The sequence below is a fragment of the Streptomyces sp. NBC_01515 genome, assembly GCF_045040345.1.
Classification (GTDB): Bacteria; Actinomycetota; Actinomycetes; order Streptomycetales; family Streptomycetaceae; genus Streptomyces.
In genome coordinates this window covers 7482861-7509390 of record NZ_CP109416.1, presented here as the reverse complement: position 1 = coordinate 7509390, position 26530 = coordinate 7482861, and the positions used below count along the sequence as shown (strand labels likewise).

The 26530-nt window shown below is 70.5% G+C and carries 30 protein-coding genes and 1 pseudogene; 16 read left to right on the top strand and 15 right to left on the bottom strand.

The window, feature by feature from the left end:
* The first annotated feature begins 40 nt into the window (after positions 1-40).
* Complete coding sequence (locus tag OG407_RS34175; protein ID WP_005312030.1) at positions 41-223, top strand: DUF6104 family protein; 183 nt, start codon at positions 41-43, stop codon at positions 221-223.
* A 48-nt stretch (positions 224-271) separates the two neighbouring features.
* Here the strand turns inward: OG407_RS34175 and OG407_RS34170 are convergent, their stop codons facing one another.
* Positions 272-1117: a hypothetical protein gene (locus OG407_RS34170; RefSeq protein WP_405863326.1), complete on the bottom strand. Its 846-nt coding sequence runs from the start codon at positions 1115-1117 to the stop codon at positions 272-274.
* Between the two features lie 163 nt (positions 1118-1280).
* Between OG407_RS34170 and OG407_RS34165 the strand changes: the two are divergent.
* Positions 1281-2100 (top strand): annotated as a pseudogene (locus OG407_RS34165) (DUF4097 family beta strand repeat-containing protein); the annotation flags it as partial.
* Positions 2101-2577: 477 nt separating this feature from the next.
* Positions 2578-3726, top strand: a complete 1149-nt coding sequence (locus OG407_RS34160; RefSeq protein WP_405863325.1) for a helix-turn-helix transcriptional regulator — start codon at positions 2578-2580, stop codon at positions 3724-3726.
* A 79-nt stretch (positions 3727-3805) separates the two neighbouring features.
* On the opposite strand, the gene OG407_RS34155 is transcribed toward OG407_RS34160, so the two are convergent.
* From OG407_RS34155 to OG407_RS34140, 4 genes are all read right to left on the bottom strand, one after another.
* On the bottom strand, positions 3806-4378 hold the full coding sequence (locus OG407_RS34155; protein ID WP_405863324.1) for a Clp protease N-terminal domain-containing protein: 573 nt from the start codon (positions 4376-4378) through the stop codon (positions 3806-3808).
* A complete protein-coding gene (locus tag OG407_RS34150; RefSeq protein ID WP_266772466.1) occupies positions 4378-4587 on the bottom strand; it encodes a helix-turn-helix domain-containing protein in 210 nt (69 codons plus the stop codon). Before OG407_RS34150 ends, OG407_RS34155 begins: the two co-directional genes overlap by 1 nt.
* A 148-nt stretch (positions 4588-4735) precedes the next feature.
* The gene (locus OG407_RS34145) at positions 4736-5701 is read right to left on the bottom strand and encodes a zinc-binding dehydrogenase (RefSeq protein ID WP_405863323.1); all 966 of its coding nucleotides are present in this window, start codon (positions 5699-5701) and stop codon (positions 4736-4738) included.
* 350 nt (positions 5702-6051) lie between these two features.
* Complete coding sequence (locus tag OG407_RS34140) at positions 6052-7275, bottom strand: NADP-dependent malic enzyme (protein WP_405863322.1); 1224 nt, start codon at positions 7273-7275, stop codon at positions 6052-6054.
* 500 nt (positions 7276-7775) lie between these two features.
* On the opposite strand from OG407_RS34140, the gene OG407_RS34135 reads away from it, so the two are divergent.
* Genes OG407_RS34135 through OG407_RS34125 form a run of 3 tightly spaced genes read left to right on the top strand, consistent with a single transcriptional unit; the run spans position 7776 to position 10510 of the window.
* Complete coding sequence (locus OG407_RS34135) at positions 7776-8726, top strand: ABC transporter substrate-binding protein (RefSeq protein WP_405863321.1); 951 nt, start codon at positions 7776-7778, stop codon at positions 8724-8726.
* A 33-nt stretch (positions 8727-8759) separates the two neighbouring features.
* Entirely contained in the window at positions 8760-9698 is a 939-nt protein-coding gene (locus OG407_RS34130; protein ID WP_405863320.1) for an amino acid ABC transporter permease, read from the top strand.
* A 59-nt stretch (positions 9699-9757) separates the two neighbouring features.
* Positions 9758-10510: an amino acid ABC transporter ATP-binding protein gene (locus OG407_RS34125; protein ID WP_328686347.1), complete on the top strand. Its 753-nt coding sequence runs from the start codon at positions 9758-9760 to the stop codon at positions 10508-10510.
* 56 nt (positions 10511-10566) lie between these two features.
* On the opposite strand, the gene OG407_RS34120 is transcribed toward OG407_RS34125, so the two are convergent.
* The 3 genes from OG407_RS34120 to OG407_RS34110 form a co-directional block, all read right to left on the bottom strand.
* On the bottom strand, positions 10567-11364 hold the full coding sequence (locus OG407_RS34120) for a hypothetical protein (RefSeq protein ID WP_405863319.1): 798 nt from the start codon (positions 11362-11364) through the stop codon (positions 10567-10569).
* Positions 11361-11855 (bottom strand): SigE family RNA polymerase sigma factor, encoded by a 495-nt coding sequence (locus tag OG407_RS34115; protein WP_405868762.1) that lies wholly within the window; start codon positions 11853-11855, stop codon positions 11361-11363. The genes OG407_RS34120 and OG407_RS34115 overlap by 4 nt, the downstream gene beginning before the upstream one ends.
* Positions 11856-11985: 130 nt before the next feature.
* Positions 11986-12744 carry a class I SAM-dependent methyltransferase gene (locus OG407_RS34110; protein ID WP_405863318.1) on the bottom strand — a complete coding sequence of 253 codons (759 nt, stop codon included), beginning with the start codon at positions 12742-12744 and terminating at the stop codon, positions 11986-11988.
* Positions 12745-12844: 100 nt separating this feature from the next.
* On the opposite strand from OG407_RS34110, the gene OG407_RS34105 reads away from it, so the two are divergent.
* The gene (locus OG407_RS34105) at positions 12845-13474 is read left to right on the top strand and encodes a CGNR zinc finger domain-containing protein (RefSeq protein ID WP_403590997.1); all 630 of its coding nucleotides are present in this window, start codon (positions 12845-12847) and stop codon (positions 13472-13474) included.
* Here OG407_RS34105 and sodX read toward each other — a convergent pair.
* On the bottom strand, positions 13378-13812 hold the full coding sequence (gene sodX / locus OG407_RS34100; RefSeq protein WP_403591000.1) for a nickel-type superoxide dismutase maturation protease: 435 nt from the start codon (positions 13810-13812) through the stop codon (positions 13378-13380). The two genes, OG407_RS34105 and sodX, sit on opposite strands and share 97 nt — an antisense overlap.
* A gap of 145 nt (positions 13813-13957) precedes the next feature.
* On the opposite strand from sodX, the gene sodN reads away from it, so the two are divergent.
* From sodN to OG407_RS34080, 4 genes are all read left to right on the top strand, one after another.
* Positions 13958-14353 carry a superoxide dismutase, Ni gene (sodN, locus tag OG407_RS34095; RefSeq protein ID WP_019058247.1) on the top strand — a complete coding sequence of 132 codons (396 nt, stop codon included), beginning with the start codon at positions 13958-13960 and terminating at the stop codon, positions 14351-14353.
* Between the two features lie 146 nt (positions 14354-14499).
* A complete protein-coding gene (locus tag OG407_RS34090; RefSeq protein ID WP_405863317.1) occupies positions 14500-14910 on the top strand; it encodes a helix-turn-helix domain-containing protein in 411 nt (136 codons plus the stop codon).
* Positions 14911-14920: 10 nt separating this feature from the next.
* Positions 14921-15337, top strand: coding sequence for a VOC family protein (locus OG407_RS34085; RefSeq protein ID WP_318018756.1), 417 nt, complete (start codon positions 14921-14923; stop codon positions 15335-15337).
* A gap of 91 nt (positions 15338-15428) precedes the next feature.
* On the top strand, positions 15429-16178 hold the full coding sequence (locus OG407_RS34080) for a VOC family protein (RefSeq protein ID WP_405863316.1): 750 nt from the start codon (positions 15429-15431) through the stop codon (positions 16176-16178).
* A gap of 10 nt (positions 16179-16188) precedes the next feature.
* On the opposite strand, the gene OG407_RS34075 is transcribed toward OG407_RS34080, so the two are convergent.
* From OG407_RS34075 to OG407_RS34060, 4 genes are all read right to left on the bottom strand, one after another.
* The gene (locus OG407_RS34075) at positions 16189-16536 is read right to left on the bottom strand and encodes a DUF952 domain-containing protein (protein WP_405863315.1); all 348 of its coding nucleotides are present in this window, start codon (positions 16534-16536) and stop codon (positions 16189-16191) included.
* A gap of 33 nt (positions 16537-16569) precedes the next feature.
* Positions 16570-17166 carry a GNAT family N-acetyltransferase gene (locus tag OG407_RS34070; protein ID WP_405863314.1) on the bottom strand — a complete coding sequence of 199 codons (597 nt, stop codon included), beginning with the start codon at positions 17164-17166 and terminating at the stop codon, positions 16570-16572.
* A gap of 177 nt (positions 17167-17343) precedes the next feature.
* Complete coding sequence (locus OG407_RS34065; RefSeq protein WP_405863313.1) at positions 17344-18501, bottom strand: family 2 encapsulin nanocompartment cargo protein polyprenyl transferase; 1158 nt, start codon at positions 18499-18501, stop codon at positions 17344-17346.
* Positions 18502-18614: 113 nt separating this feature from the next.
* A complete protein-coding gene (locus OG407_RS34060; protein WP_327401374.1) occupies positions 18615-20021 on the bottom strand; it encodes a family 2B encapsulin nanocompartment shell protein in 1407 nt (468 codons plus the stop codon).
* A 297-nt stretch (positions 20022-20318) separates the two neighbouring features.
* Between OG407_RS34060 and OG407_RS34055 the strand changes: the two genes are divergently transcribed.
* Together OG407_RS34055 and OG407_RS34050 are read left to right on the top strand one after the other, a co-directional pair.
* Entirely contained in the window at positions 20319-20909 is a 591-nt protein-coding gene (locus OG407_RS34055) for an N-acetylmuramoyl-L-alanine amidase (RefSeq protein WP_403591018.1), read from the top strand.
* 192 nt (positions 20910-21101) lie between these two features.
* Entirely contained in the window at positions 21102-22007 is a 906-nt protein-coding gene (locus OG407_RS34050; RefSeq protein ID WP_405863312.1) for a 1-aminocyclopropane-1-carboxylate deaminase/D-cysteine desulfhydrase, read from the top strand.
* Between the two features lie 151 nt (positions 22008-22158).
* Here the strand turns inward: OG407_RS34050 and OG407_RS34045 are convergent, their stop codons facing one another.
* The gene (locus tag OG407_RS34045) at positions 22159-23754 is read right to left on the bottom strand and encodes a Na+/H+ antiporter (protein WP_033282091.1); all 1596 of its coding nucleotides are present in this window, start codon (positions 23752-23754) and stop codon (positions 22159-22161) included.
* 62 nt (positions 23755-23816) lie between these two features.
* Between OG407_RS34045 and OG407_RS34040 the strand changes: the two genes are divergently transcribed.
* The 3 genes from OG407_RS34040 to OG407_RS34030 all read left to right on the top strand — a co-directional run bounded on the left by OG407_RS34040 (position 23817) and on the right by OG407_RS34030 (position 25912).
* Complete coding sequence (locus OG407_RS34040) at positions 23817-24077, top strand: UBP-type zinc finger domain-containing protein (RefSeq protein WP_405863311.1); 261 nt, start codon at positions 23817-23819, stop codon at positions 24075-24077.
* Positions 24078-24368: 291 nt separating this feature from the next.
* Entirely contained in the window at positions 24369-24782 is a 414-nt protein-coding gene (locus OG407_RS34035; RefSeq protein ID WP_019058277.1) for an anti-sigma regulatory factor, read from the top strand.
* Entirely contained in the window at positions 24779-25912 is a 1134-nt protein-coding gene (locus OG407_RS34030; protein WP_405863310.1) for an RNA polymerase sigma factor SigF, read from the top strand. Before OG407_RS34035 ends, OG407_RS34030 begins: the two co-directional genes overlap by 4 nt.
* Before the next feature lie 50 nt (positions 25913-25962).
* Here OG407_RS34030 and OG407_RS34025 read toward each other — a convergent pair whose 3' ends face one another.
* On the bottom strand, positions 25963-26421 hold the full coding sequence (locus OG407_RS34025; protein ID WP_405863309.1) for a hypothetical protein: 459 nt from the start codon (positions 26419-26421) through the stop codon (positions 25963-25965).
* Positions 26422-26530 lie beyond the last annotated feature (109 nt).

Here is a 26530-nt window from a genome sequence, read left to right as displayed (position 1 = left end):
ACCTTGGGATGTCAGACCCACGCCCCCAGGAGAATCCCCCGTGTACTTCACCGACCGAGGCATCGAAGAGCTCGAAAAGCGACGCGGCGAGGAAGAGGTCACCTTCGAGTGGCTCGCCGAGCAGCTCCGCACCTTCGTCGACCTGAACCCGGACTTCGAGGTCCCGGTGGAACGCCTGGCGACCTGGCTGGCCCGACTGGACGACGAGGACGACGAGGAGTAGTTCCTACGGCGGTGCCGCTAGTTCCTACGGCGGTGCCGCCCGGGTGCGTCAGTCGCGCGGGCGGGCGAGGTCGTAGGCGAGGCCCAGCGTGCCGTGGGCCAGGAGCAGCGCCCCCGCGACGGCCCAGCCTCCGCTACGGCGTCGTAGGCCCCAGGTCGCGAGCGGGAGGCCCGCTGCCGCCTGGGTCAGGGCCAGGGCGCGTGCCCTGGGCGTGCCGGACCAGGGCATCCAGGGACCGAGGCGGCTTTTGTCGACCGCGTCGAGTTCCGCACGGACCGCTTCCCGCCAGCCCGCCCACTCGATCTGCTGGGCGTCGGGGCGGACGCGGGCGATCTCCCGGAGGCGGTCGGCGGGTTCGCCCGGGGTGAGGCCGGTGGGCAGGGCCACTCCCGCGCGCGTGAGGACCGCCAGGAGACCGCGGAGGCGGGCACGGGCGTCGGCTTCGGGGTCCGGTTTCGTGAGCTGGTCCAGGGACTGCAGGTCCAGTACGGGGTCCAGGCCGAGGCGGGCGGCGAAGGTGCGCATCGCCTCGTCCTCGCCGGCCGGGGTGCCGTCGGTGAGCCAGACGTAGCCGACGGGGCGGCGGAATCCCGAGGCCAGGGTGCAGCCCGCGCGGTCGGCGTCCCACCACAGGGCGAGTACCGGCCAGGGGGCGCCGACGGCGAGCGCGGTGGCCCAGCCGGTGAGGACGCGGTCGACCGGTTCCCCGCCGTGCAGCCAGGGTTTGCCCTCGGGGACGAGCACGCTCCAGTCGTCGCCCGCTCGGGTCAGCAGCATGCGTTCGCGGAGCGGATGGGCCGCCTGGGCGACGGAGTCGGGGTCCGCCCGGCAGAGCAGCAGGGCGCCCGGGGTGGCACCGGTCCGGTGTCTGGCCTGCGGCTTCTCCGTCGACATGGTCACACGCTAGGGCAATGTGCCCATTTCCGCCGTTTGTTCGATGCCCGGTGATCACCGGAACGAGTGTCTTGACTTTCCCCATCCGCGATATATCGTGTTTCTCGGAAGACGCGATATGGCGCGTCGTGTTCCGTCCGGTTAGGCCGAGGAGGTCTGCATCATGTCCGAGTGGTCCGTCGCAGAGCCCAAGAAGCTCACGTTCGACGAGCCCGTGAGCGATCTCCACGTGCGCATCGTCAACGGAACGGTGAACGTCGTGGGGACGGACGAGGGTTCCGCCCGCATGGAAGTCTCCGAGATCGACGGGCCGCCCCTGGTGGTGACCCAGAAGAACGGCACGCTGACGGTGGCGTACGAGGATCTCCCCTGGAAGGGCTTCCTCAAGTGGCTCGACCGGAAGGGCTGGCGGCGCAGCGCGGTGGTCTCCCTGGCCGTGCCCGCGAGCACGCGGGTCGAGGTCGGGGTGGTCGGTGCGGCGGCCGTCGTCTCCGGGATCAGCGGGCCTTCGGTGGTGCGGGGGGTCACCGGCGACACGACCCTCGTCAGCCTCTCCGGATCCGTCCGCGCCGAGACGGTCTCCGGAAACCTGGAGGCCCAGGCCGTCACCGGTGACCTCCGCTTCAACTCGGTCTCCGGCGACCTCACCGTCGTCGAGGGCTCGGGCCCCTCCGTGCGCGCCGAGTCCGTGAGCGGCTCCATGATCGTGGACCTCGACCCGGACGGCCCGACCGACGTCCGTCTCACCAACGTCTCGGGCGAGATCGCCATCCGCCTCCCGCATCCGGCGGACGCGGACGTCGAGGCCAATACGGCGAGCGGTTCGATCTCCAACGCCTTCGACGGCCTGCGGGTGCACGGCCAGTGGGGCGCCCACAAGATCACCGGCCGCCTGGGCGCGGGCACGGGGAAGCTGCGCGCGACGACCGTCTCCGGTTCGATCGCCCTGCTCCGCCGCCCGGCGGTGGAGGACGAGGGCGAGGACGACGGGCCCTGGCGCGGGGACACGGAGGCGACCGCCTCCACGACGCGGGCCGACAAGACGCCTCGGCCTGATATGACGAAGGGGCCTGATGCAGCGGCGAGGGCCGAAGCAGCAGCGGGGCCCGGTGCGGCGACGGAGCCCGAGGGCAGTGGGCTGGGTGACACGGCCGATGATGCGGGACCCGAAGACAAGGGGCCTGACGCGCCGGACACCTCTGCGCACACCTCTGCGGACGCGCCCGCGCCGGGCACTGCGGACGACACCGCCGGGGAGTCGGAAGCCCAGGGCAAGACCCCGGACGCTTCGGACGACGCCACGGGCACACCCGCACCCGCGCCCGACGTGACGGACGACGCTTCCGGTGCCCCTGTGGACGGGGCTCAAGGCGACTCGGGGGACAATTCCGTTTCCGGCCCGGGCGGTGCCACCGGCACCACCGCAGCCGACGGCACGACCGACAAGAAGGTGCTCTGACATGCCTCCCGTCTTCGCCCACGGCCGCCTCCGCCTCTACCTGCTGAAGCTGCTGGACGAGGCCCCCCGACACGGCTACGAGGTCATCCGCCTCCTGGAGGAGCGCTTCCAGGGGCTGTACGCACCCTCGGCGGGCACGGTCTACCCGCGCCTGTCCAAGCTGGAGGCCGAGGGCCTGGTCACCCACACCACCGAGGGCGGCCGCAAGGTGTACGCCATCACGGACGCCGGCCGCGCCGAACTGGCCGACCGCAGCGGCGAGTTGGCCGACCTGGAGCTGGAGATCCGCGAGTCGGTCGCCGAACTGGCCGCCGAGATCCGGGCCGACGTCCGGGGCGCCGCGGGCGACCTGCGCCGCGAGATGCGCGCTGCGGCCACGGAGGCCCGGCAGGGAGCCGGTTCCGGACGGGGTCAGCGGAGCGAACACGAAGGTCCTGCCGGGGACTTCACGGACTTCGGTGACAAGGAGTCGTGGCGCGCCGCCAAGGAGGAGATGCGCCGCGCCAAGCAGGAGTGGAAGGAACAGGCCCGCCGCGCGAAGGACGAGAGCCGACGGGCCCGCGAGGAGGCCCAGCAGGCCCGGCGCCAGGCCAAGGAGGCGCAGACGCGGGCGTGGGCACAGGCCCAGGAGGAGATGCAGCGCATCGGCCGCCAGGTCCAGGAGCACGCCCAGGACCACTTCGCACGTGGCGACTGGCCCACGGGCGTACGGGAGAGCCTGACCGAACTGGCCAAGGAGTTCGGCGACTTCGGGAAGGAGTTCGGCAAGGACTTCGGATTCGGACGACCGGGCACGGGTGCGGGGACAGGAGCGGGTGCGGGTGCGGGCACAGGTGCTGGCACAGCTGCTGGTGCTGGTGCTGGTGCTGGTGGTAAGTCGGCCTCGGCACCGGGCACCCCGTCGGCACCCGAGTACGGCCAGACCCCGGAGGACTTCCCCGCGGAGTACGAGCCGACCTGGGCCCACGAGGACTCCACCGGCGAACCGGCCCGCGATCTGGACCGGCTCCTCGACCGCTTCCGGGACGACATCCGTGACGCGGCCCGCGACCATGGCGTCACGGAGGACCAACTCCGCGACACCCGCCGCCACTTGTCGGCGGCGGCGGCACACATCGGGGCGGTACTGCGCGGCGGCCGCAAAGCCTGAGCCGACGCCGCGAACCGCAGGTGGTGCGCCCAGGGGATCAACCCCAGGCGCACCACCCCGCCGGGCAGATCCGGGCCCCTCAGCCCGCCGCCCTCGCCTCTCCCCCGCCGTACAGCACGCGCGTGGCCGCCTCGTGGGTCACCCCGTGATCGGCGAGCACCTCACCCGGCACGCCGGGGAGGATGGTCAGGGCGAGGAGCAGGTGCTCGTCGCCGATGTGCCGGTCGCGGTGGGCGACGGCGATGCGCAGGGACTTCTCCAGGACGTTCTTGGCACCGCGGCCGAAGGTACGGCGGCCCGACCACGACTCCTTGGACTTCCCCTCGCCGGACATCGCCCCGACGCCGTGCACCTCCTCGACCCGGGCGACGATCTCCGAGACGTCGATACCGAGCCCGGCCAGCGCGTCGGCGTCGGCCTGCGAGAGCCCCGCACGCCGACGGGCGTCACCGAGAGCCTGCCGTACGGACTCCTTGCGTTCCTCGGGAGCGAGACCGAGGGCGGTCAGGGCGAAGGAGGCCCGGCTGCCCCGGCGGTCGAGGAGGGCCAGCAGCAGGTGCTCGGGTTCGACGGAACCGGGCCCCGACCGCTCACGGTGCTCCACCGCGCCCCGCACCACGGCGCGGGCGTCCTTCGTGAACCGTTCGAACATCACTGCCTCCCGTACTTCTTGTGCACGGCCTGCCTGCTGACTCCGAGTTCCGCGGCGATCTCCTGCCACGACCAGCCCTGGTTGCGCGCACTGCGCACCTGCACCGCCTCCAACTGCTCCACCAGCCTGCGCAGCGCGGAGACGGCACGCAGGCCGACCCGTGGATCACGGTCACCCGCGCGCTCGGCGAGATCCGTTGCTTCGGTCATGATGTCAACCTAAGTTGACACGCCTCAAATGTCAACCAAAGTTGACACGCGAGGGCGGCACACGCGGACGGCCGGCCCGGAGAACCGGACCGGCCGCACAGAGCCACGCGCAGCGAAGACGGGGAAGGGGGGTTGCCAACCCTGGTCGCTAACCGTTCGTGAGGACGATCTTGCCGAACTGGCCGCCGGAGTCGAGGCGTTCGAAGCCCTCGCGGGCGCGGTCCATGGGCAGCACCTCGTCGATGACCGGGCGGACACCGGTGGTCGCGCAGAAGGCGAGCAGATCCTCCAGCTCGTCCTTGGTGCCCATGGTCGAGCCGACGACCTTGAGTTCGAGGAAGAAGATGCGGGTGAGTTCGGCGTGCGAGGGCCGGTCGCCGCTGGTGGCGCCGGAGATGACGATCGTGCCGCCGGGCTTCAGGGACTTCACCGAGTGGGACCAGGTGGCGGCGCCGACGGTCTCGATGACGGCGTCGACGCGCTGCGGCAACCGCGCGCCCGGCTCCACCGCCTCCAGGGCACCGAGTTCCAGCGCCCGCTTCCGCTTGGCCTCGTCCCGGCTGGTCGCGAAGACGCGCAGCCCGGCCGCCTTGGCAAGGACGATGGCGGCAGTGGCGACGCCCCCGCCGGCACCCTGCACGAGCACCGAATCACCGGGCCGTACACCGGAGTTGGTGAAGAGCATGCGGTACGCCGTCAGCCAGGCCGTGGGCAGACAGGCGGCCTCCGCGAAGGACAGCTCCTTGGGCTTCGGCAGCACGTTCCACGTCGGTACGGCGACCCGCTCGGCGAAGGTGCCCTGGTAGTGCTCGGTGAGGATGGAACGGGGTTCCTTGGGACCGACGCCGTGACCGGACTGGCCGATGACGGAGTGCAGGACGACCTCGTTGCCGTCCTCGTCGACACCGGCGGCATCGCAGCCGAGGATCATCGGCAGCTTGTCCGCCGCGAGGCCGACGCCGCGCAGGGACCAGAGGTCATGGTGATTGAGGGAGGCGGCCCTGACGTCGACGACACTCCAGCCCGGCCGGGCCTCGGGGGCGGGACGCTCCCCCAACTCAAGGCCGGAGAGCGGCTGGTCGCGGTCGATTCGGGCGGCGTAGACGGCGAACATGCCCCCGACGATAGGCTCCGCCGGTTGACCAGGGAACTACCTCGGGTTGTGACACATGCCCTCTTGCACGAAGCGTGCGGGGTGTCCGCGTGACCGTTTCCCGGGGGCCGCGCCCCCCCCCAGCCCCACACCGCCCGCAGCCGCCGAGCGACCCCGACCCCACGGCAAAGGCTCACCCTTCAGTCGCCCAGAAACAGGCGGGCGGGCGGGAAAGGAAAAAGCCCCCACGGCCCGCGGCCTCCAAACGGCACCAGCCACCGACGGGCAACGTCCACCCTCCACGTCACCCGAACGGGCGGGCGGGTGGGCAAAAGAACGGCCCCGCCCATGACCGGGCGGGGCCGATGAAGCTACCGCCGGGCAACACCCTCCGCCCGCGCCGCCGCAGCCACAGCCGCGGTGACCGCCGGCGCGACCCGCTCGTCGAAGGGTGACGGGATGACATAGTCCGGGGCGAGATCGTCGCCGACGACACCGGCCAGCGCCTCCGCCGCCGCGATCTTCATCCCCTCCGTGATCCGGGACGCCCGCACCTGCAGCGCCCCCGCGAAGATCCCCGGGAACGCCAGCACGTTGTTGATCTGGTTCGGGAAGTCCGACCGCCCGGTGGCGACGACCGCCGCGTACTTGTGCGCCACGTCCGGGTGCACCTCGGGGTTCGGGTTGGCCATCGCGAAGACGAACGCGCCCTCGGCCATGGAAGCCACCGCGGGCTCCGGCACCGTACCGCCGGACACCCCGATGAAGACGTCGGCACCTTCCAGCGCCGCCTCCAACGACCCCGAGATCCCCGCCTTGTTGGTGATCTCCGCGAGTTCACGCTTGACCGGCGTGAGGTCGTCCCGGTCGCGCGAGACGACACCCTTGCGGTCGGCGACGGCGACATCGCCGAGCCCCGCCTCCAGCAGGAACTTGGCGATGGCCACGCCGGCGGCGCCCGCACCGGAGATGACGGCCCGCAGCTCACCCAGCTCCCGCCCGGTCAGCCGCGCGGCGTTCCGCAGCGCCGCCAGCGTCACGATCGCCGTACCGTGCTGGTCGTCGTGGAAGACCGGGATGTCCAGCCGCTCCTGGAGCCTGCGCTCGATCTCGAAGCAGCGCGGCGCCGAGATGTCCTCCAGGTTGATGCCCCCGAAGGAGGGCGCGAGCCGCACCACGGTCTCGATGATCTCGTCGACGCCGGTGCAGGCCAGCGCGATCGGCACCGCGTCCACGCCGCCGAACTGCTTGAACAGGATCGCCTTGCCCTCCATGACCGGGAGGGAGGCCTCGGGACCGATGTCGCCGAGTCCGAGCACGGCCGTACCGTCCGTCACGACGGCGACCACGGACGACTTCCATGTGTAGTCGTGGACGAGTTCCGGCTGCTCGGCGATCGCGGTGCACACGCGAGCGACGCCGGGTGTGTACGCGAGGGACAGGTCGTCCTTGTCGCGGATCGGCACGGTGGCCTGCACGGCCATCTTGCCGCCGCGGTGCAGCGCGAACGCCGGATCGAAGGAATCGAGGGGCTCGGCCCCGCCGTCCTGATCCGTACTGCTGTCGCTGCGAGGATTGACGATCTCCGCTGCCACTTTGTCTAACCCCTTAGGTCTTCATTGATTTGAGGGTGGCCACTCCCTGGTGAGGGGTGGGCGGGCACCGCGCAGGGCCCAGAAATTTGATGCGTACGAGCACCTGCGCGACGGGCGCGCCGCACACGCGCCCTGAGCCCCGGATGAGGGGTGTAAAGAACCTTCTTACCGGACGGACGGCACCGAGGACGAGTCCAATAGGCGCAAGGTCACATCTCGCCGGCCGAGGACGGAACGATGATCGATCGCATCGTGAGACATACCGGAGATCCTCCGGCCGGAACGAGTGATTCCAGCAGATGGTCCGTGATCAGGGCGTCTCGATGTACCGACCTGATGCGATTCGGGGTTCACCCGTTATCCGATTTTGACATGGCTGGTCCCCTGAACGGTCTAGTCCGAATGGCAAGATGCCCTAATCACACGAGGTCGCGACACCCGAAGGTGTGTGTTCTCGTCGACCCGTCGGCACCGCCATCCATCCGCCGGAGGAACCCACCATGACCGCACGATTCACCCGTCGTACGACCGCCCCGCACACCCGGCTGGCAGCGGTCGGTGCGATCGCGGTCGCCGGCGCCCTGGTACTCACCGGCTGCGGTGACCAGACCAAGAAGGACGACTCCAGCGCGTCCACCAGCTCGGCGCCGCTGGCGAGCAAGCTGCCCTCCGCGATCCGCGACAAGGGCGTCATCACGGTCGGCTCGGACATCGCGTACGCGCCGGTCGAGTTCAAGGACAACGCCGGCAACGTCGTCGGTCTCGACCCGGACCTCGGCGCCGCGATGGGCAAGCAGCTCGGGGTGAAGTTCGAGTTCAAGAACGGCACCTTCGACGCGCTCCTCACCGGTCTGCGGTCCAACCGCTACGACATCGCGATGTCGGCGATGACGGACAACAAGAACCGCCAGGACGGTGTCGACCCCGACACGGGCAAGAAGGTCGGCGAGGGCGTCGACTTCGTCGACTACCTGACCGCCGGTGTCTCGATCTACACCCGCAAGGGCGACACCGGGAACATCGCGTCGTGGGCCGACCTGTGCGGCAAGAAGCTCGCGGTCGAGCGCGGCACGGTCTCCGAGGACCTCGCCAAGAGCGAGACGAAGAAGTGTACGGGCGGCAAGAAGATCACCATCGAGCCCTTCGACGACGACCAGCAGGCCCAGACCCGGCTGCGGTCGGGCGGCGCGGACGCGGCCTCCTCCGACTTCCCGGTCGCGGCCTACGCGGTGAAGACCTCCGGCGGCGGCAAGGACTTCCAGCTCGTCGGCGACCAGGTCGAGGCGGCGCCGTACGGTATCGCGGTCGCCAAGAGCGACACCCAGCTGCGGGACGCGCTGAAGGCCGCGATGGACGCCGTGATCAAGAGCGGTGAGTACGAGAAGATCCTGACGAAGTGGGGCGCCGAGGACGGTGCCGTCAAGTCGTCCGTGATCAACGGCGGCAAGTGACCGCGGGTCCGCCGTCGCTGAGAGGCAATATCCGTGACTACTGACATCGACGAGGCGCCGGGGCCGCAGGACGTGCCCCCGGACGCCCCGAAGCCCATCAAGGCCATTCCGGTCCGCCACTACGGCCGGTACGTCTCCGCCCTGATCGCGATCGGCATCCTGGTCTCGATCGTCTACGCGTTCGGCCAGGGCAAGATCAACTGGCATGCCGTACCGGACTACTTCTTCGACCACCGGATCATGACCGGTGTCTACAAGACCCTCCTGCTGACGGTCCTGTCGATGGTCATCGGCATCGTCGGCGGCATCGGCCTCGCGGTGATGCGGCTGTCGAAGAACCCGGTGACCTCGTCGATCGCCTGGTTCTACATCTGGTTCTTCCGCGGCACCCCGGTACTGGTCCAACTGTTCCTCTGGTTCAACCTGGGCCTGGTCTTCGAGTACATCAACCTGGGTCCGATCTACAAGGACTACTGGTCGGACTTCATGACGCCGCTGCTGACGGCGCTGCTCGGCCTGGGCCTCAACGAGGCCGCGTACATGGCGGAGATCTGCCGCGCCGGTCTGCTCGCCGTCGACGAGGGCCAGACCGAGGCCTCGCACGCGCTCGGCATGAGCCACGCCAAGACGCTGCGCCGGATCGTGATCCCGCAGGCGATGCGCGTGATCGTGCCGCCCACGGGCAACGAAGTGATCAACATGCTGAAGACGACCTCGCTCGTGGCGGCCGTCCAGTATCCGGAACTCTTCCGCTACGCCCAGGACATCGGCCAGAACTCCGGCGCCCCGGTGGAGATGTACTTCCTCGCCGCCGCCTGGTACCTGATCATGACGTCGGTCCTGAGCGTCGGGCAGTACTACGTCGAGCGCTACTACGCCCGCGGTTCCAGCCGCGCGCTGCCGGCGACGCCGTACCAGAAGATCAAGGCGAACATGCTGTCCATCGGCCGTCCGAAGGGAGGCGCGGCATGAGCCCGAAGCTCAGCAAGACCGGCTCCGCGGACCGGAACCCGTCCGACCCCTCGGTCCCGATGGTCAAGTCCGAGGGCGTGCACAAGTCGTTCGGCCCGGTCGAGGTCCTCAAGGGCATCGACCTGGAGGTGAAGTCCGGCGAGGTGTTCTGCCTCATCGGCCCCTCCGGCTCCGGCAAGTCGACCTTCCTGCGGTGCATCAACCACCTGGAGAAGGTCAACGCGGGGCGGCTGTACGTCGACGGCGAGCTGGTCGGCTACCGCCAACAGGGCGACAAGCTCTACGAGTTGCGCGATCGCGAGGTCGCGGTGAAGCGCCGGGACATCGGCATGGTCTTCCAGCGCTTCAACCTGTTCCCGCACATGACGGCCGTGGAGAACATCATCGAGGCGCCGGTGCAGGTCCGGGGCGTCAACAAGGGCCAGGCCAGGGAGCGCGCGATGCAGCTCCTGGAGCGGGTGGGGCTGTCCGACAAGGCGCAGAACTACCCCTCGCAGCTCTCCGGCGGCCAGCAGCAACGGGTCGCGATCGCACGGGCGTTGGCGATGGACCCGAAGCTGATGCTCTTCGACGAGCCGACCTCGGCCCTCGACCCGGAGCTGGTCGGCGACGTCCTCGACGTCATGCGCGACCTCGCCGAGTCCGGCATGACGATGATCGTCGTCACCCACGAGATGGGCTTCGCCCGCGAGGTCGGCGACAGCCTCGTCTTCATGGACGGCGGCGTGGTGGTCGAATCCGGCCACCCGCGCGACGTCCTGACGAACCCTCAGCACGAGCGCACCCAGGGGTTCTTGTCCAAGGTGCTCTAGCGGTACGTGAGTTGAAGGGGCGGTACGGGATCCCCGTACCGCCCCTTCCGTCTCGCCTACCGCCGCTTCTTCTCCAACAACTGGGGTTTCAGGGCCAGTTCACGCAGCTGGCTCTTGCTCAGCGGCGGGGATTCGAGCATCGGGCCCAAGCCGTACGGGCCCTTGAAACCGCTCATGTCGCCGATTTCGAGGGTGCCGCCGCCCTTCAGATGGAGCCTGGCCACGAGGTGACTGCCCCATGTCTGGAGCTTGTTGTCGATGAAGGGGCCGTTGATCCAGTCCTGCCGGAACTCCAGGACGTCGCCGTTCGGGAGCCTCTCGTAGGAGCACCTCCCGGTGACCCCGCTGCCGGGCGTCGGCCCGCAGGGGTGATTCCAGACGTCTTCCTTCGGGCCGGACCGGCGGAGGACGGAGAGATACCCGACACCGCCGTCCTTGTAGACCGCGTAGGTCCCGTCGTACCCCCCTTCCCGCAGTGCTCGCTGTTTCGCCTCCGCTCCAAGGATCCCGTCGGACCGCAGCCCGCTCATCCGCACCGGGTCCACCTCGCGGATCCTGCCGACGTCCGAGGGCAGCAGCTTCTTGAACTCGCCCGCCTTGGAAGGGTGTTGTGCCTGCTCGACGGCCTTCTCGGCGCCGCCCGTCCATACCCCGGACCCGAACGCCACGCCCACCGCGGCCACGCTCGCCACCACCCCGGTGACCGCGGCACGCCGTCGCATCCGCACCCGCCGTGCCCGCGCGAGCACCTCCCCCGTGCCGCACCCCGTCGGAGCCGGGACCCCTTCCAGGGCCCGCCCCAGCAGATCCCTCACCTCGGCCGACCCGGCCTCGTCAAGACTCACAGGACTCATACGTGTTCCTCCTCCTCCCGCACCGCGGCCCTCATCGCCGCGAGCCCCCTCGCCGCGTGGCTCTTGACCGTGCTCTCCCGCATGTCGAGCAGCTCCGCGGTGGCGGCCACGCTGAGGTCCTCCCAGTAGCGCAGCACGAGCACGGCCCGCTGCTTGGGCGTGAGCGTCGCGAGCGCCGCCCGCACCACCAGCCCCGTGTCGTTGTCGACCAACTCCCCCGGCGCGTCCGGCAGTTCGCCGTAGGCCTGCTCGCGCCGCCAGAACCGTCGCCGCCCCGCGATGAAGGTGTTGACCAGCGTCATGCGCGCATACGCCTCAAGGTTCTCCAGCCGCCCGTGCCGGCGCGCGCCGAGCACCACCTTCACCAGCACCGTCTGGACGAGGTCCTCCGCCTCGTCCCGGTTCCCGCACAGCAGATACGCGCTGTGGAACAGCGCTGTCCGTCTGCCCTCGACAAAGGCGTGCAACGCCGTCTCCGCGCCTCTCCCCACCACTCCGCCTCCCCCGGCCCGCCCTTCGCGACGGCCCGCCTCACTCCTATCAGTGCGGCGGGCCACGCCTCAGGACGCAGCGGAGGCGGTACGGATTTCCCGTACCGCCTCGACCACCGTCGGTGCCGGCTTACTTCAGCGCGAGCAGCACCGTGTCAGAAGGCGAGCACCACACCGCCCGGGCCTCCCCGAACCCCTGCTCGCGCAGTACGCGCGCGTGCCAGGCCGGCGAGGGCATGTCGCCGTCCGCGTGCTCGCCGTAGATCTCGTAGCGGCGGGCCGTCGGTCCGGCGAGGACGGGGTCCTGGGCGGCCAGCTGCCACCACTCGGCCCAGTCCAGGACGCCGTTCCCCTTGGCCTGATCCATCTGTGCGTGCCGCTGCGCGCGCTCCGCCGCGTTGATCCTGGGCGTCGACTCGTCGATCATGTGGTCCGCGTTCATGAAGACACCGCCGTCGCGGACGAGTCCCGCGACCTGACCGTAGAGGGCCGCGAGGGGTTCGCTGTGCAGCCAGTGGAGGGCCGTGGCGGTCAGCACGGCGTCGTACGTGTCGTACGGCAGCCGCGTCGTCCACGCCGGGTCCTTGAGGTCGGCCGTCACGAAGGTGACCCGGTCGTGGTCCGCGAAGGTGCCCTCGGCGATGGCCAGGAGCGCCGGGTCGAGGTCGACCCCGGTGCTGGTGGCGTCCGGGAGGCGGGCGAGCAGCCGGGCGGTGATGCTGCCGGTGCCGCAGGCGAGGTCGAGCACGCGGGGTGCGGGGCCCGTGAGGGCCTCGACCATGTCGAGCATGATCCGGAAGCGGTCCTCCCGGTCGGGCATGTACCACTCCTGTTGCCGGTCCCAGCTCTCCTGCCAGGCCTGCCAGTCGGTTCCGACACCGGTCGTCATGAGGACCCCCTGTCCACTCACTGTCGTAATACCCTGGAAGCACGATCAGCTGTTACCCGACCGCATCCACGACCATAGAGCGCCTCCGTAAGGACTACAAGTGGAACTGGCCTATTACTCGGACTACGCCGTGCGCCTCGTCAACACCGAGGAACCGGCGCGGGGCAAGGACGCCCTGACCTCGGTCGAGGCCGTGCGGGACCTGTTCGGCACCAACCAGGAGGCGGCCCGCCGCGCCGCCGAGGCCGACGTCACCCGCTTCCGTTCGGTCCGGGCGCGGCTGCGGGCGGTCTTCGAGGCGGCCGACGGCGGCGACGAGACGCTCTCCGTGAACCTGCTGAACTCGCTCCTGCTGGAGTTCCCGGTCAGCCCGCAGATCTCGGGGCACAACTTCCGCGACGACGACGGCCGCCCGCTGTGGCACATGCACCTCGCGGACCACCCGTCGAACGCGACGGCCGGCTACGCGGCGATCGCGGCCATGGGCCTGGCCTTCCACCTCACCGAGTACGGCGTCGACCGCCTGGGCCTGTGCGAGGCCGCGCCGTGCCGCAACGCCTACCTGGACACCTCGACGAACCGCTCCCGGCGCTACTGCTCGGACCGCTGCGCGACCCGCGCCAACGTCGCCGCCTACCGGGCCCGGAAGCGCCTGGAGGCCGACCGGTCGGGAAACACGGGCCTGGCCGCCGAGAGCGCCCAGCGCACGAGCGCGACCGGCGAACGCTGACCGGACTTCGGCGGCCGGTACCGGAAACGCACCTTGCCCAGCACCAGATCCTCGGGAACGGTGCCGTAGTCCGTACTGTCGCCTCCGGCGAACGCGTTGTCCCCCAGCACCCACCACCCCCCGTCCCGCCGCTCCGCGGCCCGCTTCACGACCAGCAGGTCCTGCTGGAACGGATGCCGCAGCACGACGACGTCCCCCGGCCTGACCCTGGCGCCGTACTGCACCACGAGCAGATCCCCGTGCAGCAGCGTCGGCACCATGGACGGCCCGGTCACCTCGGCCGTCCCGAAGGGCAGTGCGGCCCTCCCGCGCTCGGTCTCCTGCGACAGCTCCGGCATCCCCGGCACCTCCCCGGTCCTATCCTCCACCAGTCTGAGTCCGACCCTGGACTTTTGTCCTAAGCCCATGGGGGCACTCGCGAAATCAGCTTCTCCAGGGAGTAATGTCCCACCTGAGAAGACGATCACGAGGAAGGAACGCTCCATGCTTTCCCGCCTGTTTGCCCCCAAGGTGAAGGTCAGCGCGCACTGCGACCTGCCCTGCGGTGTGTACGACCCGGCCCAGGCCCGCATCGAGGCGGAGTCGGTGAAGGCCGTGCAGGACAAGATGGCCGCCAACGACGACCCGCACTTCCAGGCGCGCGCCATCGTCATCAAGGAGCAGCGCGCCGAGCTCGCGAAGCACCACGTCTCGGTGCTCTGGAGCGACTACTTCAAGCCCCCGCACTTCGAGAAGTACCCGGAGCTGCACCAGCTGGTCAACGACACCCTGAAGGCCCTCTCGGCCGCCAAGGCGTCCACCGACCCGGCGACGGGCCAGAAGGCGCTCGACTACATCGCCCAGATCGACAAGATCTTCTGGGAGACCAAGAAGGCCTGACACCCAGTCGGCCCGTCCCGACCGACCGGCGATCGGTGCACCATCGCAGGTCAGCGGGCACGGGGAAGGGGCTCCGCCGGTTCGCCGGCGGGGTCCCTTCGTCGTTCCCGGCCCGGCGCGAGCGGCCCCGTGCCATCCTGGACACCGTGAACCGCGACGACCTCGTACGGCTGCGCCAGGCCCGCGACCGCATGAACCGCGAGTACGCCGAACCGCTCGACGTGGCCTCGATCGCGCGGACCGCGCTGATGTCCCCGGGCCACTTCCAGCGCAGCTTCCGCGCCGCGTACGGGGAGACGCCGTACAGCTATCTCATGACCCGGCGGATAGAGCGCGCGAAGGCGTTGCTGCGGCGCGGGGACCTGAGTGTGACCGAGGTGTGCATGGCCGTCGGCTGTACGTCCCTCGGTTCGTTCAGCTCGCGCTTCACCGAGCTGGTCGGCGAGACGCCCAGCGCCTACCGCGCCCGTTCGCACGAGGCGGGCGCGGTGATCCCGTCCTGCGTGGCCCGCACCTTTACCCGGCCGAACCGGGCGGGACCGCCCCTCCGCCCCTAGCCTGTCCTGCATGGACCTGAAACTCCGCCAGTGCTTCATCGCCGTCGACGACCACGACAAGGCGCTCGCCTTCTACTGCGACGTGCTGGAGCTGGAAATCCGCAACGACGTCGGTTTCGAGGGCATGCGGTGGGTGACCGTGGGGTCGCCGTTGCAACCGGACGTGGAGATCGTCCTGGAGCCGCCGGCCGCGAACCCGGACGCCTCCCCCGCCGACAAGCAGGCCATGGCCGAACTGCTCGCCAAGGGCACCCTGCGCGGGGTCAACTTCACCACCGCCGACTGCGACGCCCTCTACGCCCGGGTCCAGGAGTCCGGCGCCGAGGTGGTCCAGGAGCCGACGGACCAGCCGTACGGCGTCCGCGACTGCGCGTTCCGCGACCCGGCCGGGAACATGCTGCGGTTCATGCAGCGGAGCGAGGACTGAGTCAGGACTGAGTGAGGACTGACGGAGCGAGGACCGACCGGGGGCCGGAAAACACGCGGGCGGCTCCCCACCCCGCGCCTACGATCACGCCATGAGCGCTACGAACATCCGCTGGACCTACGCCTTCGTCGACCGCCCGCACGGCCGCCTCGGCGCCGCCCGCGACTTCTGGACGGCCGTCACGGACACCCGGCTGTCCGAACTCCGGGGTGAAAAGGGCGAGTTCGTCACCCTGCTGTCCGACCGCACCGACGCCTGCGTGAAGATCCAGGGCGTGGACTCCGGCCCGGGTGGCGTTCATCTCGACTTCTCCGTCGAGGACGTACCGGCGTTCGTGGAGTCCGCGCTGCGGCTCGGCGCGGAGACGGTCGCCGAGCACGACGGCTGGGCCGTACTCCGGTCCCCCGCCGGGGAGTTGTTCTGCGCCGGCCCCTGGCACGGCGAGTCCGTACGGCCGCCCGTCGTGGCCGGCACCCGCCTCGACCAGGTCTCCCTCGACATCGGACCCGGCTCCTACGACGCCGAAGTCGTCTTCTGGAGCGCCCTGTTGCCCGACTGGACCGCACTGTCGGGCGCGCTGCCCGAGTTCCATGTGCTCAAGCCCCCGCCCGGCCTGCCGATCCGCATCCTGCTCCAACGCCTCGGCGAGGAACGCCCCGCCTCCGCCCATCTCGACCTGGCCTGCGCGGACATCGACGAGGCGGTCCCGCTGCACGAGCACCTCGGCGCGACCGCCGTCTCCCAGGGCACGCACTGGACGGTGATGCGGGACCCGGCGGGCGGCGTCTACTGCCTCACGGGGCGCGACCCGGAGACCGGCGGGCTGCCTGGCCGCTCCTGAGGCGACGGGCTCAGCCCGTCCACACCTCCACATCCACCACCGCGTCCACCGGAATCGCCCCGTACACATGCGGGAACTCCTCCCCGCCCGGCTCCGGCGCCTCGTACTTCAGCGGTGCGTCGAGCCGGGCCGGGTCCACGACCAGGACCACCAGCTCGTCGGGGCCGTCGTAGGAACCGTACAAAAAGGCCGCCACACGCGGGAGTTGGGTACGGGTCGAGCAGTGGATGAAGCCCTCCTCCTGGAGGGTGCGGCCACGGGTCGACCACTCGTAGCTCCCCCGCGCGCGGGCCGCGTCCCACAGGGCGCGCTCGGTGATGTGGAGGATGGGAGTGGTGGTGAGTTCCTGTTCCGGCATAAGCCCACGCTACGACCCCTGCGCCCGCCCTCGCTACGGCTTCGGCTCGCGCCACATCGGGTACATGCTCGGGCCGTCCGGGAGGTCGAGGGTGGTGTCGGTGAAGGTGTAGCCGAGGCGTTCGTACAGCTTGGTGCTGCGTTCGCTGCTCGCCTCCAGGTACGCGGGCAGGCCCTCGCGGTCGCAGCGGTCCAGGACGTGCCGGATGAGCGCGGCGCCGAGGCCGTCGCCCTGGCGGCCCGGTGCCACGGCGATCATCCACAGGTACTCGTGGGCACGGCCGGCGGGATGGGACTCCGACATCAGCCGGGCTATCGTCTCCACCCGCTCGTTGTCGGGATCGACCAACTCCCGTAGCCCTACGGCTTCGTCCTCGCCGTCCTCCGGATGCGCCTCGGCCGGTACCGACAGCCACAGCGCGCACGCCGCGCCGTCCTCCGCGAGGTCGATACGGCCGTCGGCGAACACCGCGTCGGTGAAGGCGGCCATCAGCCTGTGGTGGGTCGTACGGCGGTACTCGGCGTCGGGAAAGACCCAGCCACTCACCGGATCGTCCTGGAACGCCTCGTCCAGCAGCCGGACGACCAGCTCCCTGTCGCCCTCGCCCGCCGCCCGTATCGCCACGCCCATGTTCCGTCCACCCCAACGTCTCAACAGTCGTATTCCGTACGGGTGTTGAGCCTATCCGGTTTTCGGTGAACGATGGCGGGCCCCGCGCACCGTGGGGATGCGCGGGACCCGCCGGTCCGGGGCCTCCGGTGGCCGTGCGGGGTCAGGTCCGCGCGGTTCCGGGAGGCTCCGGAGTCATCAACTGCTGCGCCGGGTCACGAACTCGGCCAGCGCGAGCAGACCGCCCGCGTCCTGCGGGTCCGGGATCGCCCGGGCCAGCTCCTGCACGGCCCGCGCCATCCGGTCGGCCGCCTGGTCCTGCGCCCAGTCCCGGCCGCCCGCCCGCTCGACGGCGAGCGCGGTGCGCTCCAACTCCCCTTCCTCGTACGGCATTCCGTACAGTTCCGCGAGTTCCACGGCCGCCGGTGTGCCCGAGGTGAGGGCGGCGACCACGGGCAGGGACTTCTTGCGGACCGCGAGGTCGGCGCCGGCCGGTTTGCCGGTGCGGCCGGGGTCGCCCCATATCCCGATGACGTCGTCGATCAGCTGGAACGCGAGCCCGGCCTGGCGGCCGAACGCGTCCAGCGCCTCGACGTCCTCGGCGGACGCCCCCGCGTACAGCGCGCCCACCGCGCAGGCGCAGCCGAGCAGCGCGCCGGTCTTGGCCTCGGCCATGACGAGCACCTCGTCGAGGGTGACCTCGCCGGGGGCCCGCTTCTCCATGGCGGTGTCCGCGTGCTGGCCCTCGCACAGTTCGACGACGCAGTCCGCGAGCCGGGCCGCGGCGGCCGAGGACGCCGGGTGCGGGTCCTCGGCGAGCAGCCGGAGGGCCAGCGCCTGGAGGGCGTCCCCGGCGAGGATCGCGTCGGCGTCGCCGAACACGGTCCACGCGGTGGGCCGGTGCCGGCGGGTGGTGTCCCGGTCCATCACGTCGTCGTGCAGCAACGTGAAGTTGTGGACCAGTTCCACCGCCGCCGCGGCCCGCAGTGCGCTCGCCCGGGCCCGCTCGCCGCCGAGCGCGGTGGCGGCGGCGAGGACGAGGGCGGGGCGGATCGCCTTGCCGGCATTGCCCGCCGCCGGTGTGCCGTCCGCGTGCTCCCACCCGAAGTGGTAGAGCGCGATCCGGCGCATCGAGCCGGGCAACGAGTCGATCGCCGCGCGCAGTCCGGGGTCGACGGACGTCCTGGCCCCCTCCAGGATCACCGCCGCCTCGTGCCCGTCGGACGGCGGTGCCGGCCGTGTCGAAGGTGCCGGCGGTGTCCCGTCGAGCGGCCGGGTCCCGTCAGGTGGCGGGCTCCCGTCAGGTTTCGGGCTCCCGTCGGCGGGGTGTTTCGTCTCCGTCCCGAACTCGGCCATGGGGTCCCCCTCGGAGAGTCCGCGGACGGTGACGTTTCCGCTGCGGCCGGTCGCGTTCGACCGGGGTGTACCCGCCCTTTTGGGCGGGAACACCGCGTCCAGCTGGTGAAACGTCACCTCCAGCGGCCGATCTCGACGTTCTCCAGGACGCCGAGGGCGTCGGGCACGAGGACCGCCGCCGAGTAGTAGGCCGTCACCAGGTATTTGATGATCGCCTGTTCGTTGATGCCCATGAAGCGCACCGAGAGGCTCGGCTCGATCTCGTCCGGGATGCCGGCCTGCTGGAGGCCGATGACACCCTGGTCGGCCTCGCCGGTACGCAGGGCGATGATCGAGGTGGTCCGCCGGTCGCTGACCGGGATCTTGTTGCACGGGTAGATCGGCACGCCGCGCCAGGTCGGGATGCGGTTGCCGCCGACGTCGATGGACTCCGGGACCAGTCCGCGCTTGTTCAGCTCGCGGCCGAACGCGGAGATCGCGCGCGGGTGGGCGAGGAGCATCCTGGTGCCGCGCCGCCTGCTGAGCAGTTCGTCCAGGTCGTCCGGGCTGGGGACGCCGTCGTGGGGCTGGAGCCGCTGGTCGTACTCGCAGTTGTTGAGCAGGCCGAACTCGCGGTTGTTGATGAGTTCGTGCTCCTGGCGCTCCTTCAACGCCTCGACGGTGAGCCGGAGTTGCTGCTCCGTCTGGTTCATCGGCTGGTTGTAGAGGTCGGCCACGCGCGAGTGGATGCGCAGGACGGTCTGGGCGACGCTCAGTTCGTACTCGCGCGGCCTGGCGTCGTAGTCGACGAACGTGTGCGGGATGTCCGGCTCGCCGGAGTGGCCCGAGGCGAGGTCGATGGACTTCTCGCCGTACTTGTTGGTGCGCTGCTCGGGGATCGCGCGCAGCTGCGTGAGGTGGTCGCGCAGGGTCTCGGAGCGCTCCGCGACCTGCTCGACGTCCCCGCGGGCCAGGATCAGCACCGTGCAGGCGGTGTCCGCGCGGGCCGTGTACTCCCAGATGGCCTCCGGGTCGAGCAGTGCCTGGTCGCCGAAGTAGGCGCCGTCGGCGAGGACCCCGAGGACCGTGTCGTCGCCGTACGGGCCCGTGCCGACCTTCTCCACCCTGCCGTGCGCCAGCAGGTACACCTCGTCGGCCTGGCCGCCGAACGACGCGATCGCCTCCCCCGGGGCGTACTCGCGCTGGCGGCAGCGGGTCGCCAGCTCCGAGAGCACCTCCTCGTCCTCGTAGTCCCGCAGCGCGGGCAGTTCGCCCAGCTCCGCGGGGATGACCTCGACGCGGTCGCCGGTCTTCACGAATGTCACCCGGCCGTCGCCCACGGAGTAGCTCAGCCGTCGGTTCACCCGGTATGTGCCACCCTGCACGTTCACCCACGGCAGTGTGCGCAGCAGCCAGCGCGAGCTGATCTCCTGCATCTGCGGCGCGGACTTCGTGGTCGTGGCCAGGTTCCGCGCAGCCGCCGTACCAAGACTCTGCTGCGGCTTGTTCTGCTCCGCGCGGACCTCTTCGCCTACCGACATAGAGAAATGCCCTCCCCATTCATGCCCGGCACCTGTGCGCCCGGCATCGTTCTCGCGCACCAGCCTTCCTCACGGAGCGTGCTGGTGGTATTACCCGAAAGAGCGGGAATGGATCTTCAACTGCTGGGCACAGGGCCTGTTTACGTCGAATGGTGTTCGAGTTGCCGCCGGGTCGGCCGGTGTCCGGAACGGCTCGCACGCCGTGCGAACAAGTCGTCCGTACCGCGCTTTTTCGGTACAAGCAGCGATACGAGACGGCCTTGCACAGCGGCCGTCGCACAGCACGAAGGAGGCGTCATGGCCTCACCCATGTCCGCGGGCGGTTTCCTGGCCGGTATCAAGGCGGAGGGCGTCACCGTCGTCGAGGTCGGCGACTGGGAGCACCACAACCGCAACCACAAGGGCCCGTGGGGACCCGTCCACGGCGTGATGATCCACCACACGGTCACCAAGGGCAGCGCGCAGACGGTGGCACTGTGCCGCGACGGCCGCCCGGACCTCCCCGGCCCGCTCTGCCACGGCGTCATCACCAAGGACGGCCGCCTCCACCTGGTCGGCTACGGCCGCGCCAACCACGCGGGCCTCGGCGACGACGACGTCCTGCGCGCGGTGATCGCCGAGAAGGCGCTGCCGCACGACAACGAGGCCAACACCGACGGCAACCGGCACTTCTACGGCTTCGAGTGCGAGAACCTCGGCGACGGCGAGGACCCGTGGCCCGAGGCCCAGTTGGAGACGATCGAGAAGGTCTGCGCGGCGATCTGCCGCCACCACGGCTGGTCGGAGCGATCGGTGATCGGCCACCTGGAGTGGCAGCCCGGGAAGGTGGACCCGCGGGGGTTCACGATGACGTGGCTGCGGGACCGGGTCCACGACCGGCTGAAGTGACTCCTGGGTGGCGTGGGGCGGGGGGCGCGGGGTGGAATGGGGCGGGGGTGGCATAGGGAGGGGGCGGCATGGGGCGCCGGGTGACACGGGCGATCCGAATGCCCCGGGCACCCCGAGCGACACGGACTCCCCTCGCAACCCGGGCAACCCCGGCAGCCCGGATATCCGTACGCCCCGGGTGACAATGGTGCCGTGACCAGCACCGACCTCGCCGCCCTGCGGCCCCGGCTTCCGTCGCCGGTGGAGGAGATCACGGACCGGCGCTTCGGCCGGCATGGCGTCCGGCTGCTGCTGAAGCGGGACGACCTGATCCACCCGGATCTCATCGGCAACAAGTGGCGCAAGCTCGCGCCCAACCTCACGGCGGCGGGCGGCCGTACGGTCGTCACGTTCGGCGGTGCCTACTCCAACCACCTGCGCGCCACCGCCGCCGCGGGGCGCCTCCTGGGGCTGTCGGCAGTGGGCGTGGTCCGTGGGCAGGAGCTGTCCGACCGCCCGCTCAACCCGTCCCTGGCCCGGTGCGCGGCCGACGGGATGCGCCTCCACTTCGTCGACAGGTCGACGTACCGGCGCAAGAGCGAACCGGAGAGCCTGGCCGCGATCCTGCGCGGGGCGGGCGCGGAGGACGCGTACGTCGTCCCCGAGGGCGGCAGCAACTCCCTTGCCGTGCGCGGCTGCCGGGCCCTGGGTGAGGAACTACGCGCGCGTGCCGACGTCGATGTCGTCGCCCTCGCGTGCGGGACCGGCGGCACACTGGCCGGACTGGCCGCCGGACTCGCCCCTGACCAGCGCGCCTTGGGGATACCGGTCCTCAAGGGCGGCTTCCTGAGCGCCGACATAGAGGAACTGCAGAAGCGCGCCTTCGGTGGCCGACGGGGCGACTGGTCGCTCGACGACCGCTTCCATTTCGGGGGCTACGCGCGCGTGCCTGCCGAACTCGACGCCTTCGCCGAGGACTTCGAGGACCGGCACGGGCCGGCCGTAGAGCGTCTCTATGTCGCCAAGTTGCTGTACGGACTTGTCGTCCTGGCCGACGAGGGTGCCTTTCCGAGCGGGACGACGATCGCGGCGGTCGTCACCGGGCGCCCATTCCCGTAAGGCCCCCTCCAGACGCCGTAGCCACCACTGAGCGCTCCGCTGGAGCCGGGAGCTGCCGCGAGGTGCCGTTGGTCGTCTACGGCACCATCGTGACTGGCCGTGCCCGCGCGGCGGAGCCGCAGAATCGACACGGCCCCACGCCCCGACCCGTTCAGGCCGCCTCCCGGTAAGCCGCCGCCTCCTCCAGGTCCAGCCTGCGCAGCAAGGTGCGGAGCATCTCGTCGTCGATGTAGCGGCCGTCGCGGAGGCGGACGAACATCGAGCGTTCGGCGCTGATCATCTCGCGGGAGAGGCGGCGGTAGGTGTCGTCGACGGTCTCGCCGGTGACGGGGTTGGTGGCTCCGAGGCGCTCCCAGACGGCGTTGCGGCGGCGTTCCAGGACCTCGCGGAGGCGGTCGGCGAGCGGAGGCGGCAGGGCGTTGCGTTCGTCCTCCAGGAGGGCCTCCAGGCGTTTTTCGGCGACGCGGGAGGCCTGCGCCTGGGCGTTGGCCTCGGCGAGGGTCTCGGCCTGCTGGTCGCGGCCGGGGAATTTCAGCAGCCGGATGATCGGGGGCAGGCTCAGGCCCTGCACCACCAGGGTGCCGATGACCGTCGTGAAGGTCAGGAACAGGATGAGGTTGCGCTGCGGGAAGGGACCGCCGCCGTGCACCGTGAGCGGGATCGAGAAGGCGATGGCCAGCGAGACCACGCCTCTCATGCCGGCCCACGCGGTGGTCATCGCCCCCTTCCAGGTGGGGCTGTCCTCGCGCTCCCGGATCCGCGCCGACAGGATGCGGGGGATGAAGGCCGCCGGGTACACCCACACGAACCGGGTCGCGACGACCACCAGGAAGAGCGCGATCGCGTACCATGCGGCGTCCAGGCCCCGGTACTCGCCAAGCCCCTTGAGGACCACCGGCAGTTGGAGTCCGATCAGGGCGAAGACCGCGGACTCCAGGACGAAGGCGACCATCTTCCACACGGCCTCCTCCTGGAGGCGGGTCGCGAAATCGACCTCCCACGCGCGGTGGCCCAGATAGAGCGCCACGACCACGACGGCGAGCACCCCGGAGGCGTGCACCTGCTCGGCGACCCCGTAGGCGACGAACGGGATCAGCAGGGAGAGCGTGTTCTGCAGCAGCGCCTCCTTGAGGTGGGTGCGCAGCCAGTGGATCGGCACCATCATCAGGAGCCCGACCCCGACCCCGCCGACGGCCGCGAGCAGGAACTCCCAGATGCCGCCGGCCCAGGTGGCGCCCTCGCCGATCGCGGCCGCGAGGGCCACCTTGTAGGCGGTGATCGCGGTGGCGTCGTTCAGCAGGGACTCGCCCTGGAGGATCGTCGTGATCCGTGACGGCAATCCGACCCGGCGGGCCACCGCCGTCGCCGCGACCGCGTCCGGCGGTGCCACCACCGCGCCCAGCACCAAGGCGGCGGTCAGCGGCAGCCCCGGCACGATCACGTAGGCGGCCCAGCCGACGACGAAGGTCGCGAAGAGCACGTAGCCGACCGACAGCAGTGCCACGGGCCGCACTTGGGCCCGCAGATCGAGGTACGAGCTGTCGGTGGCCGACGTGTACAGCAGCGGGGGCAGCAGCAGCGGCAGCACGACCTCCGGGTCGAGGGTGTAGTCGGGCACCCCCGGGACGTACGAGACGACCAGCCCGACCGCGACCAGCAGCAGCGGTGCCGGCACCGGGGTGCGCCGGGCCCCGGCCGCCACCACGGCGCTCCCCGCCACCAGCAACAGCAGTGGCATCACGTCCATCGTTCTCGCCCGCCCTCGTTTTTTCGCGCGGCCAACCGCACACCCGTCGTAATCTGGCAATCATGAAACCGTGCACGCACGCCGACGCGCTGCCGCTCCCCGAACCGGGAGCCCAGAGCGAGACCTGTCTGGAGTGTCTGGCGGCAGGCACCCACCCGGTGCAGCTGAGACTGTGCCTCTTCTGCGGCCATGTCGCCTGCTGCGACTCCTCGCCCCTGCGCCATGCCACAGCACATCACAAGGACTCCGGACATCCGGTGATGCGGACGTTCGAGGTCGGGGAGAGCTGGCGCTGGTGCTTCGTCGACCACGTCCTCCTGTGACGCCGTGAATCACGTACTCCTGTGACGCCGTAATCCGACCGCCGGTTTCGACGGTTCGACCGTCTGACGTCTGGGTACGTCAACCCGGCGCGCGCTCTTCCCAATTGGGCCCGCAGGACCCCTAGCCACGGAGCGTATCCGTAGGTTTACTATGAGTGACAGCATGGGGTTGGGGTCCCGGGGACAGAAAAGTTCGGAGCGCGGTAGCGTCACCGCTGAACCAAGTATCGCGTTACCCCGGGGGGCGACCCCTGGGCCCCCGAAAGAGCTTGTACCACCTTGGAGGTGAGGGTGTCCCAGATCGCAGGCGAGCCCGCGACCCAGGACTTCGTGGAAGTCCGGCTGCCGGCTGCGGGTGCCTACCTGTCGGTGCTGCGTACGGCCACGGCCGGCCTCGCGGCCCGTTTGGACTTCACCCTCGACGAGATCGAGGACCTTCGCATCGCGGTGGACGAGGCCTGCGCGATCCTGCTCCAGCAGGCCGTGCCGGGCTCGGTGCTCAGCTGTGTCTTCCGCCTCGTGGACGACTCGCTCGAAGTCACCGTCTCCGCCCCGACGACGGACGGTCACGCCCCCGCGCGCGACACCTTCGCGTGGACCGTGCTCTCGGCCCTCGCGGGCAAGGTCTCATCGGCAGTCGACGAGGACAAGACCGTTTCGATCAGCCTCTACAAACAGCGCGGCGCGGGACCCGGGCCGGCGTGAGGAACGGGGACGGGCCGGTGCGGGACGAAGAGCGCGGCACACGGGAGCTGCCGGCCGAGGGCGGCTCAGGCGGATCCCGCCGCACGGCGGACGACGGCTCCCTCGTGCCACGCGGCGGAATCCCCGAACAGGCCCGGCCGCACCCGGAGGAAGAACCCTCGGAGGCCGGTGTGATGGACGACGGTCAACGTGAGCAGGACGGTGCCGTGCGTATTGGTGGGGTCTCCCCCGTTGCCGGGGGTTCCCCCGCTCCGACTGGGTCGAGCGCGGGGGAGGAGGCGAAAGCTCGGGAAGGGGCGACGGGCCAGGCGATGAACGAGCACGAGCGGGACAACGTGGCGGCCACGCAGAGCGTGCAGGTCACACGGCACGACCCCCAGGACCGCAGCGGGGCGCGCGCACTCTTCATCGAGCTGCGCACGCTCGATGGCGGCAGCGTCGAGTACGCGGAGCTGCGCAACCGGCTGGTCCGTATGCACCTGCCGCTCGTCGAGCACCTCGCGCGCCGCTTCCGCAACCGCGGGGAGCCGCTGGACGACCTGACCCAGGTCGCCACCATCGGCCTGATCAAGTCGGTCGACCGCTTCGACCCGGAGCGCGGCGTCGAGTTCTCGACGTACGCGACCCCGACGGTCGTCGGCGAGATCAAGCGGCACTTCCGTGACAAGGGCTGGGCGGTGCGCGTCCCGCGCAGGCTCCAGGAGCTGCGCCTCTCGCTGACCACGGCGACGGCGGAGCTCTCGCAGCGGCACGGCCGCTCCCCCACGGTCCACGAGCTGGCCGAGAAGCTGGGCATCTCGGAGGAGGAGGTCCTGGAGGGCCTGGAGTCGGCCAACGCCTACTCCACGCTGTCCCTGGACGTCCCCGACACGGACGACGAGTCCCCGGCGGTCGCGGACACGCTCGGCTCGTACGACGAGGCGCTGGAGGGCGTCGAGTACCGCGAGTCGCTCAAGCCGCTGCTGGAGGACCTGCCGCCCAGGGAGAAGCGGATTCTGCTGCTCCGGTTCTTCGGCAACATGACGCAGTCGCAGATCGCGCAGGAGGTCGGCATCTCGCAGATGCACGTGTCCCGGCTGCTGGCCCGGACGCTGGCCCAGCTGCGGGAGAAGCTCCTCGTCGAGGAGTAAGAGGAGTAAGCGTCAAGTAAGTGGCGTCCGAGAGCAGGCTCCGGCCGGGATCAGCTCTTCGGCTCTTCGGTTCGTCGACCGGGCCCTCGGATTCCGAGGGCCTGTGTCGTCGCCGGGTTCACCAGCAGCACCAGCGCGGCGATCGCGACCACCGCGAGCGCGATACCGGCCGGGATGGCCACACTGTCGGCCTGGAGCAGGTTGTAGGCCACGGGCAACGCCATGACCTGGGTGATGACCGCCGGACCCCGGCTCCAGCCGCGCCGCCCGATCAGCCCGCGCGCGGCGAGCAGCGGCAGCAGCGCGAGCACCACCAGGGTCACCCCACCGGTCACGGCCTGCTGCCGGTCGTCCGGTTCGCCGGTGACACCCAGGACGAGCATCCACACGCCGGCGACGGCCAGCGCGAGCCCCTCGACGGCGACGAGCACCGCCGCGTAGGTCAGACGGCGCGGACGGGGTCCGTCGGGGCCGTCGGTCTCCGGGGCGGGGGTCTGCTCAGCGCTCACCCCAGAAGGGTAGCCCTCGGGATCGGGCCCCAGGTGTTCAGGCTCACGCCGTCTCCTCTTACCCAACGCCTACCTCGGTATGGGCCGAGTACCCCCCAGTAGGTACGCT